Below are 13,667 nucleotides of genomic sequence, written 5' to 3'. Positions count from 1 at the left end.
CGTCGCCGACGGTCGTGGCAGTTCCGTGCGCCTCGAGGTAACCGATGCTCGTGGGAGAGATGGCCGCATCGCGATATGCCATCCGCAAGGCTTCGAGCTGACCGCCCTGGCGCGGCGTCATCGGCCCTTCGCTGCGGCCGTCGTTGTTCGCCGACGCTCCCTTCACCACGGCGTAGATGCGATCCCCGTCGCGAACCGCGTCGTCGAGGCGCTTGAGCACCACCACGCCGGCGCCTTCGCCCATCACGAATCCGTCGGCGCCGGCGTCGAAGGGACGGCATTCACCACGGCGGGACAGCGCCCCGATGCGGCTGAAGCACACCAGGTTGTCCGGCAGCAGGTTCAGGTACACCCCACCCGCGATCGCGAGGTCGATCTGGCCGCCGCGCAGGTTGACGATGGCCTGCTGCGTGGCGACCAGCGCCGAGGAGCAGGCCGCGTCGACCGAGAGCGCGGGGCCGCCCAGGTCCCATGTCTGGGCGACGATGGCGGCGGCCATGTTGAGCAGGTTGCCGGGCATCGAGAAGGCCCGCATCGGCACCACGTGCTCGATCAGCGCGTCGCGAAGGTTGTCGGCTTCCGGTCCGGAAAGGGCGCGCCCGAAGGCGCCGTCGAAGAGTTGCACGGCGCGGATGCGGGAGAGGAGGAACTCCTTGTGCTCGCTGACGCTCGCGCCGATGAAGACGCCGGCGCGGGTGCGCTCGAAAGGGCGTCGCTCGTACCCGGCGTCCTGCAGCGCGGAGCTCACGCAGTCGAGCAGCAGCCGGTGCTGCGGGTCGGTCACCTGGATCCGCCGTGGAGCGATCCCATAGTGGAGCGAGGCGAACTCCCGCAGCTCCTCGTCGGTGAGGAAGGCGCCCTTGTCGATGTACGCCTTGTCGGGAACGCGGGTGGTCGGGTCGTAGAACCGGGAATGGTCCCAGCGCGACGCCGGGATGGGCCGGAAGACGACCGTGCCGCTGCGGATGAGCTCCCAGTACGCGAGTGGGTCCCGGGCGCCGGGGAAACGGCACCCCAGCCCGACGATCGCTATCTCCAAACCGCCTCCAAAACAGCCTGCCGAGCGACGTTTAAGGCCCTTTGATGCTACACGTCAAGGATCGTTCTTCTCGACCTTTTCCGCCGTCCGGCGGCCACTTGGGTTATACGGGCGCGCGATGCGGGTCCTGCTGACCGGGGGTTCAGGCTTTCTCGGGTCGTTCGTCGCTGAGCGGCTGGCGACGGAAGGCCATGTAGTCCGGGCGCTGGTCCGCCCGCGCAGCGAGCGGAAGGTGTTGGACAGGCTGCCGCGCGTCGAGCTGGCTCCCGGCGCCATCGAGGATCGCGCGTCGCTCGGCGCGGCCGTGGACGGCGTGGACGCCGTCGTGCACGTGGCTGGCATCGTGAAGGCGCGGCGGCCAGCGGAGTTCTTCGAGGTGAACACCCAGGGCACCAGGAACCTGCTCGAGGCGGCGCTGCGCCGGCCCGTCCCGCGGTTCGTGTACGTATCGTCGCTTGCGGCCGTGGGACCGAGCACCGACGGCACGCCGGTTGCCGATGACGTCGAGCCCCGGCCGGTTACGCACTACGGGCGGAGCAAGCTCGAGGCGGAACGGGCGGTGCTGGCGGCGAAGGACCGGCTTCACGTCACCGTCGTGCGACCACCGCTGATCTACGGCCCGCGCGACCGCGAGACGTTGGCGTTCTTCACCTCCGTTCGCAACGGCGTGCTGCCGATGACCGGCGACGGGACGAACACGCTCAGCGTCGTCTACGTCGAAGACTGCGCGGCGGCGGTCGTGCGGGTGCTGCACGCGCAGGGCGTGCCCTCTGGCCGCAGCTATTTCGTCGACGATGGCTCGGTCTACGTCTGGCGTGACGCCCTCAAGGAGATCGAGACTGCGCTCGGCCGCCGCGCATTGGTGCGCTTTGGAATGCCGCTCGGCGTCGTCAAGGTGGCGGCAGCGGCGACGCAGCTCTGGGGAAAGATGACCAATACGGCGCAGATGCTGACGCTCGACAAGGTGAACGAGCTGACGCAGCCGCATTGGGTCTGCTCCGGCGCGGGCGCGAGGCGCGAGCTCGGCTGGGAGCCGCGCGTGCAGTGGGCACAAGGAGTGCAGGAAGCGGTGAAGTGGTACCGCGCCGAGGGGTGGCTATGAAGTTCTACGAAGCAGTGCTCTCCTCCGCTGCGTTCCGCGTCCGCATCGCCCTCAACCTCAAGCGCCTCGCGTACGAGTCGGTGGTCTTCGACCTGCGGGCGAACCAGCACCTGACGGAGGAGTACCGGCGGGTCAACCCGATGCATTCCGTTCCCGCGCTGGAGCTCGCGCCGGGACAGTTCCTCTTCGAGTCGATGGCGATCGTCGAGTATCTGGACGAGACGCATCCCGAGCCGCCGCTGCTGCCCAAAGAGCCGCTGGCGAGGTCGCGCGTCCGCGCCATCGCGCAGCTCGTCGCCTGCGACATCCATCCGCTCAACAACCTGCGGGTGCTGCGCTACCTCGCGCGCGAGCTGAAGGCCGACGATGCGGCGCGCGACCGCTGGTACGCGCACTGGATCCACGAGGGCTTCCGCGGGCTGGAGTCGGCGTTGCCGGAGAGCGGACCGTACTGCCACGGCGATGCGCCCACGGCGGCGGATGTGTTCCTGGTGCCTCAGGTGGCGAACGCGATCCGGTACAAGGTCGACATCGCCGGCTTCCCGCGCACGCGCCGCATCTACGACGCTTGCATGAAGCTCGACGCCTTCGCCAAGGCCCATCCTGATCAGCGGCAGCGCTGATCAGGCGGCGAACTGCTTATCCGGCGAAAGCCGCGCGATCGTGTCGCGCAGGTCGCGCACGGTGCGGATCTTCGACAGCTCCTCGTCGGGGATCCTGACGCCGAGCTTCTCCTCGAACCAGGCGACGAGCTCCATCACCGCCACCGAGTCCATCCCCAGCGTGGCGATCGGCGTATCCGCCTTCAGGTCGGGCAGGCGACGATTGTCGACCTCGAAGGCCGCCTGCTTGAACATCTCGATGACGTCGATCCTCTCGCCCATCCCTCAACCTCCGAAGAGCTTCCTGACTTCGTGGCGCGCCCGCCCGACCAGCGACAGCGCGAGGTGCCTGGCCACCGCAATCCGCGTGCTGCCTCCGCGGCCGACGCGTCCAATGGTGCCGTTCAGGTACTGCTCGCGCGTCTTCCTCCGCTGCAGCTTGCCGGAGGACGTCTTCGGGAGGGCACCGGGCGCGACCAGCGCCACGTCGGAGACGGCGAGCTGGAACTCCTCGCCGACGCGCGAGACGATCTGCGCCCTGAGCGCCGCCGGATCGGCGGTGCGCGACTCGACCGCCACCACGATCTCCTCGGACGCGGAGCCGGGCCGGGTGAAGACCACCGAGCTTCCCTTGCGCACGCCGGGGATCTCGTCCACCAGCCATTCAATCCGCTGGGGGTAGTAGTTGCGCCCGTTGACGATGAGGATGTCCTTGATCCGGCCGGAGACGAAAACGCGGCCGGCGACGAGATAGCCGAGATCGCCGGTCCGCAGCCACCCGCCGCGGAATGTCGCCTTCGTGGCTTCCGGACTCTCCCAGTAGCCGGCGGTGACGCTCGGGCCCCGGAGGCACACCTCGCCGACGTGGCGGTCGGGGAGGATGCGGCCGTCGTCGTCCTGGACGGAAAGCTCGTGGCCGGGAAAAGTGCGACCGCAGTTCACCACTTCGAGAAAGGGTGCGCTGTCGGAGACGGGCGCGGCCTTGTGGTCGCGGTGATACCGGTCGAGGTCGATGCGGTCGGTCTGGAGAGGCTCCTCGATGGGAACAAACGAGATGGCCAGCGTCGCCTCGGCCATTCCATAACAAGGGAGAAGCGTTTCGGGCTTCACCCCGGCGGGCGCCATGGCGGCGACGAAGGCGCGCATCGTCTCCGGATTGATCGGCTCCGCCCCGCAACCAAAGACGCGCATCCGCGACAAGTCCCAGCGCGCGATCTGCTCCGGCCTCGCCCGCTTGGTGATCAGCGCGTATGCGAAGTTGGGCGCGAACGTCAGCGTCCCCCGGTACTTGTGCAAAGTCTCCAGCCAGATGGTGGCGTTCTTGATGAAGCTCATCGTCGCGATGAACACTGCCGGGATCCGGAAGCAGATGGGGGCGATGACGAACCCGATCAGCCCCATGTCGTGGTACAGCGGCAGCCACGACACGGCGACGTCGTGCGCGCCGTCGGCGCACAGTCCGTCACGCACGATGGCCGCGCAGTTCGCTGCCAGGCTTCCGTGCGTCACCATCACTCCCTTGGGGAGCGCGGTGCTGCCGGACGTGAACTGGAGGAAGGCCACCTCGTCGTCGCGCACGTCGGCAGCGGCTGGAAGCGCGCCGGCATCCTTCGCCAACTCTGCGGTCGTCAGCACCTTCTCGATGCTCGGGATCCGGCCGACCGCCGACCACAGCACCTTGGCGACGCGCTCGGTCGTGACCAGGATCCGGGGCTTCGCGACGTTGAGGATGCTCACCAGGGCATCCATGAACGCGTCCAGCTTGCCGAGCGAGACCGGCGGGTAGAGCGGTACCGGGATCAATCCACCCCAAAGCGCGCCGAGGAATGCGGGGATGAACTGCTCTCCCTCGGGTACCACCAGCGCTACCCGGTCGCCGCGCCCGATCCCGGCCGCCGCGTAATGAGCGGCGCGCCGCTGGGTGGCGAGGCGAAGATCATGAAAGGAAACGAAGAGATCCTTGCCGGGACCTCTGGCGCCTATGAAGGTGAAACCGCGCGAATGCTCGCCTTCGCAAGCGTTCAGGGCAGGGACGACGCCGATCATGGGCGCCCCGTGTAAACGGCAGCGGCCTGCGTCGTCAAGCGAACTTCACGGCTCGACACCGAGCTGACGCGGCCGGCGGCGCGTTGGTTGCATGAGCTTGATCAGCACGATGCCGGCAACGAAGCCACCGATGTGCGCCCAGACAGCCACGCCGCCGGTCTCCACCGGCGCTCCGATCGATCCCAGTCCCTGGAGCAGCTGCATCAGGAACCAGAAGACGAGATAGACGACCGCGGGAATCTCCACGAACCAGGGGAGGAAGAAGATGGGTATGAAGGTGAGCACGCGCGAGCGCGGAAACGTGACCAGATAAGCGCCGAGCACGCCCGCAATCGCGCCCGAAGCTCCGACGGTCGGCAACGCGGATGTCGGACCGAGCACCACATGCGTGAGCCCCGCGGCGGCGCCGGCGAAGACATAGAAGAGCAAAAAGCGCAGGTGGCCGAGGCGATCCTCGACGTTGTCGCCGAAGATCCAGAGGTAGAGCATGTTGCCGATCAGGTGCAGCCAGCCGCCGTGCCAGAACATGCTGGTGAAGAGCGGCAGGAACCGCATCGGATCCAGTGGCGCACCCGGCCAGTACACGAATCGCCGCGGGATCAAGCCATAGGCGTAGACGAAACGCTCGATGTACGGGCCGAGAGCGATCTCGTGCAGGAACACCATCACGTTCACGACGATCAACGCGACCGTGACCACCGGAGCCGTGCGGGAGCGGATGGTGTCACGGATGGGGATCACTGCACTTCCATAACGCACGCCGGCCGTCCGTGCCCATTCGGCTGTGGTAAGCGTGCCGCATGGAGCAGATCCTGTCCCTGATCCGATGATCCTGCTCCGCGACGGCACCGTCGTCACCATGGACGCGGCGCGAACGGTGCGGCGCGCGGACGTCCTCGTCGACGGCGTCAGGATCGTACGCATCGGCAGGGTCAAGCCGCCGCGTGGCACCCGGATCATCGATTGCGCCGGAAAGGCGGTACTACCGGGGCTGATCCAGGCGCACGTCCATCTCTGCCAGACGCTGTTTCGCAACCAGGCCGACGGCCTCGATCTGATGGACTGGCTCGAGCAGCGGATCTTGCGGTACGAGGCCGCGCACGACGAGAGGTCGCTCGCGTTCTCCGCGCGCCTCGGGATCGCCGAGCTCCTCCTCGGGGGGACGACATCCGTGCTCGACATGGCGACGGTACATCACACCGAAGCCGTGCTCCGCGCGGCCGAGGAGAGCGGCGTCCGGTATACGGGCGGGAAATGCCTGATGGACGCCGGCAGCGGACCTTTGCCCGAGAACGGCGCGAGCGCCCTGCGCGAGGCGGAAAGCCTCGGACGCAAATGGCACGGCGCTGCGGGCGGCCGGATTCGCTGGGCGCTCTGCCCGCGATTTGCGCTCTCCTGCACGCCGGCGCTGCTCCGCGCTGTCTGCGAGCTGAGCACGCGCGAGGACTGGCTCGTGCACACGCATGCGAGCGAGAGTTGGCGCGAGGTCGAGCTGGTTCGCGAGCAGACTGGAGCGGAGAACGTTTCCTATCTGGAGCAGGCGGGACTCTGCGGGCCGCGGACGGTGCTCGCGCATTGCGTCCAGGTGACTTTGGACGAAATCCAGACGCTTGCGCGTACGGCGACGTCGGTGGCCCATTGCCCTGGCGCAAATCTGAAGCTGGCGAGCGGTCACGCGCCGCTGACGCGGCTGCTGGCGGCCGGAGTGAACGTGGCCCTCGGCGCCGATGGAGCGCCGTGCAACAACACGCTCGACGTCTTTCACGAGATGCGCCTCGCGGCGACCATCCATCTCCCGGCGGCTGGGGCCGCGGCTGTGCCGCCGGCAGAGGTGCTGGCGATGGCCACGGTGCGCGGCGCGCGAGCGCTGGGTCTGTCGGAGGAGATCGGCTCGCTCGAGGTGGGGAAGAAGGCGGACATCGCCGTGTTGGACCTCTCCGCCGCGCACTTCCAGCCGGCGGGGCCGGATCTGCATGCGACCATCGTCTATTGCGCGCGCGCGAGCGACGTCACGGACGTGCTCGTCGACGGCAGGGTGCTGGTGCGCGATCGCCGTCTGCTCACCTTGGATGCCGGCAAGCTCGCCGCCGCAGCATCCTCGGAGGCCCGGCGCGTCCTCAGCGCGGTGAGTTAACTCCTGGGCAGTGAATCGGCGAGCGCGGCGAGGTCGGCCACGGCCAGATCGGCAGCACCCGGCCGGGAATGCGGGCGCCGGACGAACACGCAGGACAACCCCAGCGACCGCGCGGTCTCATGATCGTAGTCGGCGTAGGCGGACACGTGCCACCACTCGCGCCGGGGCTTCACGCCCATGCGCTCCGCAGCCGTCTGCCACATCCGCCGGTCGGGCTTGTACGCCCGGACCTCCTCGGCGCAGATCCACCCGTCAAGCCCGAATCCGAGCTGTGCCTCGATCTGCGGCCGGTGCCGGAGATCGCTGTTGGTGATCGCGGCGCAAGGCGCCACGGATCGGAGCTGCCGGAGGGCCTGGGCGGCATCCGGAAACAGCGGCCACGTCCCGGCTGCCGCGCCGATCGCCGCTGCCTCCTGAGCGCCGATCCCGAGCTCGTCGACCAGCGATTGCGCGACGATCTCCGTATAGGGCCGGAAATCGGCCTGTTCGAGGGCACCCTGCCGATCGACGATGCGGTCGAACTGCGCGTCCGACAGGCGTCCCCCAAGCGCCTGCCGCAGTCCTCGCCGCCAGTCCAGAACGGTCCCGAAAACGTCGAAGCTGAGGAGCGCGATTGACATGGCGTCGGCAGTTTGGCACGGAATCCCTGTGCCTTCGCGGATGAAGTTCTGCCCGTCGTGCGCCAGTCCGCTCATCGCCCGCAAGCTGGATGAGCGCACGCGACTCGTCTGCGCGAGCGAATCCTGCGATTACGTCTTCTACGACAACCCCGCGCCGGTGGTGGCGGCCCTCGTCGAGCACGGGCAGACGGTCCTTTTGGTCCGCAACAAGGGCTGGCCGGAGAAATGGTACGGCCTGGTTTCCGGCTTCCTGGAAAAAGGGGAGTCGCCCGAGGACGGCGTCCTCCGCGAGGTGAAGGAGGAGGTGGGCCTGAAGGGCGAGATCGTCTCCTTCATCGGCGCCTATCCGTTCCTCGAGATGAACCAGATCATCCTCGCGTACCACGTGCGCGGGCACGGAGAGATCGTCGTGGGCGACGAGATCGCCGGCGTGAAGGCGGTGCCTCCCGACAAGCTGCGCCCGTGGCCGCTCGGCACCGGCCAGGCCGTCCGCGACTGGCTCGCGGCCCGGGGCGGACTCGGCCCGACCGTGGCTTGAACGGACTAGATGCGGGCCGCGCTCCTCGCACTCTTCGCCGCTGCGCCGGCGCTCGCGTTCGATCCGTTCGAGATCCAGGTCTACGACGGAAGGGCCGACGACCAGGGCCAGGCCGGCCTCGAAGTTCACGTCAACCGGCCCCGCGGCGGGACCCTGAACGTCACCTTGGAACCGTCGTTCGGCGTCCTGCCCTTCTGGGAGCTGGGCGGCTACTTCCAGACCTCCGACGGCCGCTATGAGGGGGTGAAGCTGCGCACCAAGTTCTTCATCAATGGCGAAATTGCGCGGATCCCGAACGAAGGCTGGGGCGGCGAGATCCGGCCCATCCTCGCCTGGGAGAACGCCCGCTTCCTCTTCGCCGCCAACCCCAACGTCGGGTTTCCGCTCTCGTTCGAGCCGGGAGTGATGGCCAAACTGAAGCTCGGGCCGATCGCGGCGGGTCTCGAGTACTACGGCTCCCTCGCGGAGGGAGAGCATTACCTGTTCGAGGCCATCGACCTGCTGGCGCTCGAGGGCGTGGAGGTCAACGCCGCGGTCGGCGAGGGGCTGACCTCCGCCAGCCAGTCGCTGATCTTCAAGATGATCCTCGGTTACGCCTTCTGAGCGCTCGCCTTGCGGTTGTTGAGGATCTTCAGGAACGACCGGCCGCGGAACTCCTCGATGGTCAGGCCCGTCGAAAGCGCCTCCTGCTCGGTCAGCGCGCCGCAGTTCACGCCGCGGAGGAAGAAGTTGAGCAGTCCCTGGCCGGTGGCCGCGTCGTCGAAGGTATCGCCGTGCAGCGTCGCTTGCGCGGCCTTGTTGATGAAGTTCTGCAGCCGGTCGAGCGTGGCGGGGAGGCTGCGAAGGAAGAAGGCGTACACGGTGCCATAGCGGCTGGGGAGCTGCCCCGGGTGCAGGTCCCAGCCCTGGTAGAAGCCGTTGGCGAGCGAGTGGCGGACGTCGTCTGCGTGCAGTCGCCACGCGGCGTGGACGGCGCGCGCGTTCTCGCGCTTCTGCTCCTCGCCAAGCGCGTCTCCTTTGTGCGGAGCGACGGGCATGGTGGTGGTTGCGCCGTCTGAAAGGAAGACGGACGTTCCGGCGTACGCGACTTTCATCATGTGCTTGGCGAAGTCGCAGGCCGGGTGCCGCATCGACTGGTACGCCGCGGTGATGTCGCACGAGGCCGTGTAATCGTAGGTGCCGAAGTGCGCGCCGGTCATGCGGCCCTTCGCGGCGTCGATGAACTTCGGCAACATCGAAGTGCCGTCGTGATCGAGGATGGACTGCGTGGTCTCCACCATGCATTCGACCTTGAGCGCGCCCGCCTTCCATCCGAGCTTCGGTTCCAGCGCCTCGAAGGCGGCGACCAGCGTCGCCACCTGGGCCGGAGCGGTGATCTTCGGCAAGGTGACGACAAAGTTCGGCGGGAGCGCGCCGCCGAGCCCGGTGAGAAAGACGTCCAGCGTACGCAGCGCCCTGCCCGCGAGCTCCCCGCTGAGCGACTTGATGCGGATGCCGACGAACGGGCTGAGCGTCCCGTTCTTCAGCCCCCTCCCGCATTCCTGCGCGGCCTGGGCGGCGTGCCCGTCCTCCTCGGCGTCGCCGCGGATGCCGTAGCCGTCCTCGAAGTCGATGCGGAAGTCTTCCACGGCCTCGCGCTTCAGCTTCTCCTGCACGCGTGCGTAGACGGTGTCGCCGACTGCCGGGTCGATGCCGATCGCTTCCGCGAAGGTGGTGGCGTTGGGCGCGTACTGCGCGAGGGCCTTGAGGGCGAGGTCGCCGAGCTTCCTCGTGGTATCGCTTTTGAACAGGTGCGAGCCACCGTACACGGTGTGCACCGGCTGGCGCGTGCCGGATTCGCCTGGATAATGGCGTGCGAATTCATCGTGCTGCGCCTTCAGGCGCGCCCCGAGATCGCGCAGGATCCGATCGGAGAGGGTGGTCTGGGCCATCCGGGTTGTGTATCAATTCCGCCGCGCTGCGGCATCCTGCTCGTCGCGGGGGTGTCGCGAGACCGACGGAGGTTGCATTTCGCCAGGCGGCGCGCTCATTTCGCGCGCGACAGGCAGAAGAGCGCTTCGGCCGTGGCCACGAAGATCTCTCCGCTCGCGCTCATCGCAGGAGGAGTGGTGAGCGCTCCCGCGACCGAGCGGAAGAGGATCTCCCGCTCCCCCTTGCCGTCGTACGCCTGGAGCTCGCGTCCCGCGGCGACGATGAGCTGGTCGTCGGCAGCTGCGCCTGCGCCCGCGACCCGGCCTTGCGGCCGGCGCTCCCAGAGCGGACCGCCGTAGGCATCGAGCGTGACGATCCCGTCCGCGGCGACGAGATGGATGCGGTGATCGTAGCCGACGATCGGCGGCGCGATCGGTGGGCCGTATTCCGTATTCAGCGGCCTCGAGACCGTCCGGCTTCCGTCGGGCGTCACCACCCAGACCGAGAGCTTGTCGCCGGTTCCGACGATGAGGTGCATGCGGCCGAGCTCGTCGACGCTGAGCAAGCGCGGAGCGAAATCTCCGTCGAGCGCTGCCCGCGGCTGCAGATCGCTCGACGAGAGGAAGATCCTGCCCGGGGCGGCGAAGATCACGTCGTCTCCGCGCATGGCCGCGAGCATCGTGCTCGTCTTCAGCTGCAGGGTCGCCAGCGCGGTGAGGTTGGAGACGACCTTGACGGCGTCGACTTCGATCTTCGCGTCCACGTCGAGGTGCTGCAACACAGCCCGATTGGGCGGCTCCGGCCGATATGGCTTCGGCAGATCGACGGCGGCGTCGATGAACCGGTTGCCGCGTCGCGCGATGAAGGGCCAGGCGTCTCCGGGCGCCGGGTTGAGGTTGTATTCCGCATTCCCGTCGGAGAGACGATGCGCCGCGAGGAAGCCGTCTGGATTGACGAAGTAGAAGAGCCCGTGTCCGGCGTCGAGCACCATGCCGCTGGACCCGTTGCGTCCATCCTGCAGCGGCTTGCCGTCGAGATCGAAGAGGCGCCACGCGCCGCCGCCATACGCGAGGACGCGATCGCCGTCCTGCACGACCGCGGTCGGCGTGAATTCGGGGATGACGGGCGCCTGCCAACGGATTTTCCAGCCGTCCTTCGGGGCGGCGGCGGGCAGCCTCGAAGTGAGCCCGTCGTTGCAGAACAGACGCGGGCACGCGGTGCCCGGCGCCGGCGACGCTTTCGGCAAGGGCAGGCGCACATCGACCTGCCGGATGGGGACTCCCGGGAGGGAGACCGGCTTGGGCGGGAGAAGCGCGATCTGTCGGGTCACGTCGATCACTGGTCTCTTCCTCGTCTTCTCCGCCGCCCCGAGCGCGCAGGCGACGCACAGCAGGATCGCCGCGAGGCGCGCCTCAGAACGTTTTGACATCGGCCGCGGTGGTAATCACCTTCTGCGCGTACGGGTTGAGAGAGGCCGCCGTCACCGCGGCCGCGTTGGCGAAGCCGAGCATCTCGGCGAACCGATCGCTGAACGCGCCCTGGAGCACATTCTGCGCGTTCGGGCTCGAAGCGTCGGCTTCCAGGATCAGGTTGCGGTTCGGCGCTGCCGCGGTCCACCGCGTGTTCGCCGGCGCAGCGTTGTTCACGTTGATGCGGAAGTGCGGTCCTACGTGGGTCACCAGGCCGTTGTAGGTCGCGTTCCCGGTGTTGCCGTTGCTGACGATGAAGCGCGGCGAGAAGCGGATCAGGCACTTCTTGAACTCCCACTCCTGCGGAGTTCCGACCCGGACCTTGCCCACGGCGTAGAACTTGCTGCCGTGGTCCGCGCGGATCCGGTTGCGCAATGCCGGCAGGATGGTGCCGACGCTCGGCGCGAAGGTGGCGTCGAAGGTGAACAGCATCTTCACCACCACGACCAGCGTCCCTTCGAACGGGCCATTCGGGATGAGGTGCTTGGTGAAGCGGTCCTCGCCCATCGCATACAGGAGCAGGTCGTACTGGCTCCGCGACCCGGCCGTGTCGTCGACCTTGTCCTGGATCGGCCAGTACACGTAGCTGCGCCGCGGCACCGTGGTCGCCGTCTCCGGCGCGACGGTCTCGTGCGGCGGCACCTCGAACTTCGTGTAGTTGAGGCCCAGCTTCACCAGCAGCGGGATCCCGCTCGCGGTGCGGGCGAACTCGGCGGAATGCCAGAAGTACCGGTTCCGCATGGTCTGGACGCCGTTCATCAGCCCGCTGTCGGGGCTGGTGACCTGCGCGGGGTCCCAGTTGACGCCGTCGGTCTCGAACGGGTCCCCCGGCGTGTTCATCTGGAAGCTGAGCTCGCTGTTGGAGAACGCGTTCCAGCGCTCGTTGTACTCGTCCGGCAGCGAATCGCCGTGCCCCAGCTCATGCGCGGCGACGTACGATCTAGAAGCCGCGATCGGGCCCGGCCGAAGGCTGGGCGACGCGGACCCAGTCGCTCTCCGGCTTGCCAGGGAGTCGCGGGAAGCAGACCTTCACGCGGCCGAGGGTATCGGGGTCCTTGACGTTGGTGACGATGGCGGTCTCGACGCCGAAGATCTTGGCGCCGCTCGTCGTGGCGACCTGGCGCGCCTGCTGCAGCAGGGCGTAGAGATTGTCCGCCACGAGAGAGTCCCCCGGCGATCAAGCACATGACGCGTCGGTCGCGTCAAGCCAATCGGGTATGTGGCGGATGGCCAGTCAGGGAACGAGGGCGGCTGCTCCGACGACGCCGCCGGCCCGCAACGAGGCCAGCACGTCGTTGGCCGCGGTGAGCGGATGGGCGGCGACGCGCGTGCGCAGCGGCAGGCGCCCGGCAATTGCGAGGAACTCCTCGGCGTCGCGCCGGGTGAGGTTGGCGACGCTGCGCACGACGCGTTCCCCCCAGAGCAGGCGATAGGGGAACGAGGGAACGTCGCTCATGTGGATCCCGCCGCAGACGACCACGCCCGCTTTCCGCACGGCGCGCAGCGCCTGGGGAACGAGAGCTCCGACGGGTGCAAAGAGGATCGCGGCGTCCAGTTCCGCGGGCATCTCCAGCGACGATCCCGCCCAGACGGCGCCGAGCGAGACCGCGAATCGTTGCGCCTCCGCGTCGCCCGGCGAAGTGAACGCGTACACCTCGCGACCTTCGGCGCGCGCAACCTGCGCCACCAGGTGCGCGGCGGCGCCAAAGCCATACAGCCCCAGCCGCCGCGCGTCGCCTGCCATCCGCAAGGAGCGTGCTCCGATGAGCCCCGCGCACAAAAGGGGCGCGACTTCGGCGTCCGAGTAGCGATCGGGGAGCGGAAAGCAGTAGCGCTCGTCGGCGACCGTCAGCTCCGCGTATCCGCCGTCGATCTGGTACCCGGTGAATCGCGCCTGGTCGCAGAGATTCTCCCGCCCCGCGCGGCAGTATTCGCAAACGCCGCAGGTCCAGCCCAACCAGGGAACGCCGACCCGCGTCCCTCTCGCGAAGCGTGAGCCGCCTTTCTCGACGATGCCGACGATCTCGTGTCCGAGTACGAGCGGCAGCTTCGGCTCGGCGAGCTCACCGTCGGCGACGTGCAAATCCGTCCGGCATACGCCGCAGGCGCGCACGCGGAGGAGGACCTGGCCGGGCTGTGGATCGGGATCCGGCAGCTCGCGGAGCTCGAGCGGACGCCGTGGCTCGATCAGCACCATCGCTCGCAT

At 68.2% G+C, this 13,667-nt stretch carries 14 protein-coding genes and 1 pseudogene; 5 read left to right on the top strand and 10 right to left on the bottom strand.

Going from position 1 to position 13,667, the window contains the following annotated elements:
- Positions 1-196 precede the first annotated feature (196 nt).
- A pseudogene (locus E6J58_07275) lies at positions 197-1,039 on the bottom strand (polyketide synthase).
- Between the two features lie 118 nt (positions 1,040-1,157).
- Here E6J58_07275 and E6J58_07270 point away from each other — a divergent pair.
- A complete protein-coding gene (locus E6J58_07270; GenBank protein TMB39220.1) occupies positions 1,158-2,141 on the top strand; it encodes an NAD-dependent epimerase/dehydratase family protein in 984 nt (327 codons plus the stop codon).
- Positions 2,138-2,764 (top strand): maleylacetoacetate isomerase, encoded by a 627-nt coding sequence (maiA, locus tag E6J58_07265; protein ID TMB39219.1) that lies wholly within the window; start codon positions 2,138-2,140, stop codon positions 2,762-2,764. Before E6J58_07270 ends, maiA begins: the two co-directional genes overlap by 4 nt.
- On the opposite strand, the gene E6J58_07260 is transcribed toward maiA, so the two are convergent.
- The 3 genes from E6J58_07260 to E6J58_07250 are packed head-to-tail and all read right to left on the bottom strand — an operon-like array spanning position 2,765 to position 5,530.
- Positions 2,765-3,025 (bottom strand): acyl carrier protein, encoded by a 261-nt coding sequence (locus tag E6J58_07260; protein TMB39218.1) that lies wholly within the window; start codon positions 3,023-3,025, stop codon positions 2,765-2,767. It abuts the gene before it with no gap.
- A 3-nt stretch (positions 3,026-3,028) separates the two neighbouring features.
- Positions 3,029-4,789 carry a fatty acyl-AMP ligase gene (locus tag E6J58_07255; GenBank protein TMB39217.1) on the bottom strand — a complete coding sequence of 587 codons (1,761 nt, stop codon included), beginning with the start codon at positions 4,787-4,789 and terminating at the stop codon, positions 3,029-3,031.
- 45 nt (positions 4,790-4,834) lie between these two features.
- Complete coding sequence (locus tag E6J58_07250; GenBank protein TMB39216.1) at positions 4,835-5,530, bottom strand: rhomboid family intramembrane serine protease; 696 nt, start codon at positions 5,528-5,530, stop codon at positions 4,835-4,837.
- Between the two features lie 85 nt (positions 5,531-5,615).
- Between E6J58_07250 and E6J58_07245 the strand changes: the two genes are divergently transcribed.
- Positions 5,616-6,923, top strand: a complete 1,308-nt coding sequence (locus tag E6J58_07245) for a 5'-deoxyadenosine deaminase (protein ID TMB39215.1) — start codon at positions 5,616-5,618, stop codon at positions 6,921-6,923.
- On the opposite strand, the gene E6J58_07240 is transcribed toward E6J58_07245, so the two are convergent.
- Positions 6,920-7,543 (bottom strand): hypothetical protein, encoded by a 624-nt coding sequence (locus E6J58_07240; GenBank protein ID TMB39214.1) that lies wholly within the window; start codon positions 7,541-7,543, stop codon positions 6,920-6,922. The two genes, E6J58_07245 and E6J58_07240, sit on opposite strands and share 4 nt — an antisense overlap.
- Between E6J58_07240 and E6J58_07235 the strand changes: the two genes are divergently transcribed.
- Together E6J58_07235 and E6J58_07230 are read left to right on the top strand one after the other, a co-directional pair.
- Positions 7,542-8,081 (top strand): NUDIX hydrolase, encoded by a 540-nt coding sequence (locus E6J58_07235; protein ID TMB39213.1) that lies wholly within the window; start codon positions 7,542-7,544, stop codon positions 8,079-8,081. The two genes, E6J58_07240 and E6J58_07235, sit on opposite strands and share 2 nt — an antisense overlap.
- A 9-nt stretch (positions 8,082-8,090) precedes the next feature.
- On the top strand, positions 8,091-8,684 hold the full coding sequence (locus E6J58_07230; GenBank protein ID TMB39212.1) for a hypothetical protein: 594 nt from the start codon (positions 8,091-8,093) through the stop codon (positions 8,682-8,684).
- Here the strand turns inward: E6J58_07230 and E6J58_07225 are convergent.
- The 5 genes from E6J58_07225 to E6J58_07205 form a co-directional block, all read right to left on the bottom strand.
- Positions 8,672-10,012: a phosphoenolpyruvate kinase gene (locus tag E6J58_07225; protein ID TMB39211.1), complete on the bottom strand. Its 1,341-nt coding sequence runs from the start codon at positions 10,010-10,012 to the stop codon at positions 8,672-8,674. The genes E6J58_07230 and E6J58_07225 overlap by 13 nt on opposite strands.
- 95 nt (positions 10,013-10,107) lie before the next feature.
- On the bottom strand, positions 10,108-11,421 hold the full coding sequence (locus E6J58_07220; GenBank protein TMB39210.1) for a hypothetical protein: 1,314 nt from the start codon (positions 11,419-11,421) through the stop codon (positions 10,108-10,110).
- Positions 11,405-12,301 carry a hypothetical protein gene (locus E6J58_07215; protein TMB39209.1) on the bottom strand — a complete coding sequence of 299 codons (897 nt, stop codon included), beginning with the start codon at positions 12,299-12,301 and terminating at the stop codon, positions 11,405-11,407. Before E6J58_07215 ends, E6J58_07220 begins: the two co-directional genes overlap by 17 nt.
- A gap of 100 nt (positions 12,302-12,401) precedes the next feature.
- The gene (locus E6J58_07210; protein TMB39208.1) at positions 12,402-12,620 is read right to left on the bottom strand and encodes a hypothetical protein; all 219 of its coding nucleotides are present in this window, start codon (positions 12,618-12,620) and stop codon (positions 12,402-12,404) included.
- A 75-nt stretch (positions 12,621-12,695) separates the two neighbouring features.
- Positions 12,696-13,667: a zinc-dependent alcohol dehydrogenase family protein gene (locus E6J58_07205; GenBank protein TMB39207.1), complete on the bottom strand. Its 972-nt coding sequence runs from the start codon at positions 13,665-13,667 to the stop codon at positions 12,696-12,698.

The organism is Deltaproteobacteria bacterium, assembly GCA_005879535.1.
Taxonomy (GTDB): Bacteria; Myxococcota; Myxococcia; order Myxococcales; family 40CM-4-68-19; genus 40CM-4-68-19.
The sequence above is the reverse complement of the archived record's forward strand: the minus strand, read 5'-3'. Positions and strand labels throughout refer to the sequence as shown.

Excerpts from the sequence above, each read along its gene's own strand:
- E6J58_07225 (TMB39211.1), bottom strand. The coding sequence starts at position 10,012 with ATGGCCCAGACCACCCTCTCCGATCGGATCCTGCGCGATCTCGGGGCG.
- E6J58_07220 (TMB39210.1), bottom strand. The coding sequence starts at position 11,421 with ATGTCAAAACGTTCTGAGGCGCGCCTCGCGGCGATCCTGCTGTGCGTC.
- E6J58_07245 (TMB39215.1), top strand. The coding sequence starts at position 5,616 with ATGATCCTGCTCCGCGACGGCACCGTCGTCACCATGGACGCGGCGCGA.
- maiA (TMB39219.1), top strand. The coding sequence starts at position 2,138 with ATGAAGTTCTACGAAGCAGTGCTCTCCTCCGCTGCGTTCCGCGTCCGC.
- E6J58_07270 (TMB39220.1), top strand. The coding sequence starts at position 1,158 with ATGCGGGTCCTGCTGACCGGGGGTTCAGGCTTTCTCGGGTCGTTCGTC.
- E6J58_07240 (TMB39214.1), bottom strand. The coding sequence starts at position 7,543 with ATGTCAATCGCGCTCCTCAGCTTCGACGTTTTCGGGACCGTTCTGGAC.
- E6J58_07215 (TMB39209.1), bottom strand. The coding sequence starts at position 12,301 with ATGAACACGCCGGGGGACCCGTTCGAGACCGACGGCGTCAACTGGGAC.
- E6J58_07230 (TMB39212.1), top strand. The coding sequence starts at position 8,091 with ATGCGGGCCGCGCTCCTCGCACTCTTCGCCGCTGCGCCGGCGCTCGCG.
- E6J58_07235 (TMB39213.1), top strand. The coding sequence starts at position 7,542 with ATGGCGTCGGCAGTTTGGCACGGAATCCCTGTGCCTTCGCGGATGAAG.
- E6J58_07255 (TMB39217.1), bottom strand. The coding sequence starts at position 4,789 with ATGATCGGCGTCGTCCCTGCCCTGAACGCTTGCGAAGGCGAGCATTCG.
- E6J58_07205 (TMB39207.1), bottom strand. The coding sequence starts at position 13,667 with ATGCGAGCGATGGTGCTGATCGAGCCACGGCGTCCGCTCGAGCTCCGC.
- E6J58_07260 (TMB39218.1), bottom strand. The coding sequence starts at position 3,025 with ATGGGCGAGAGGATCGACGTCATCGAGATGTTCAAGCAGGCGGCCTTC.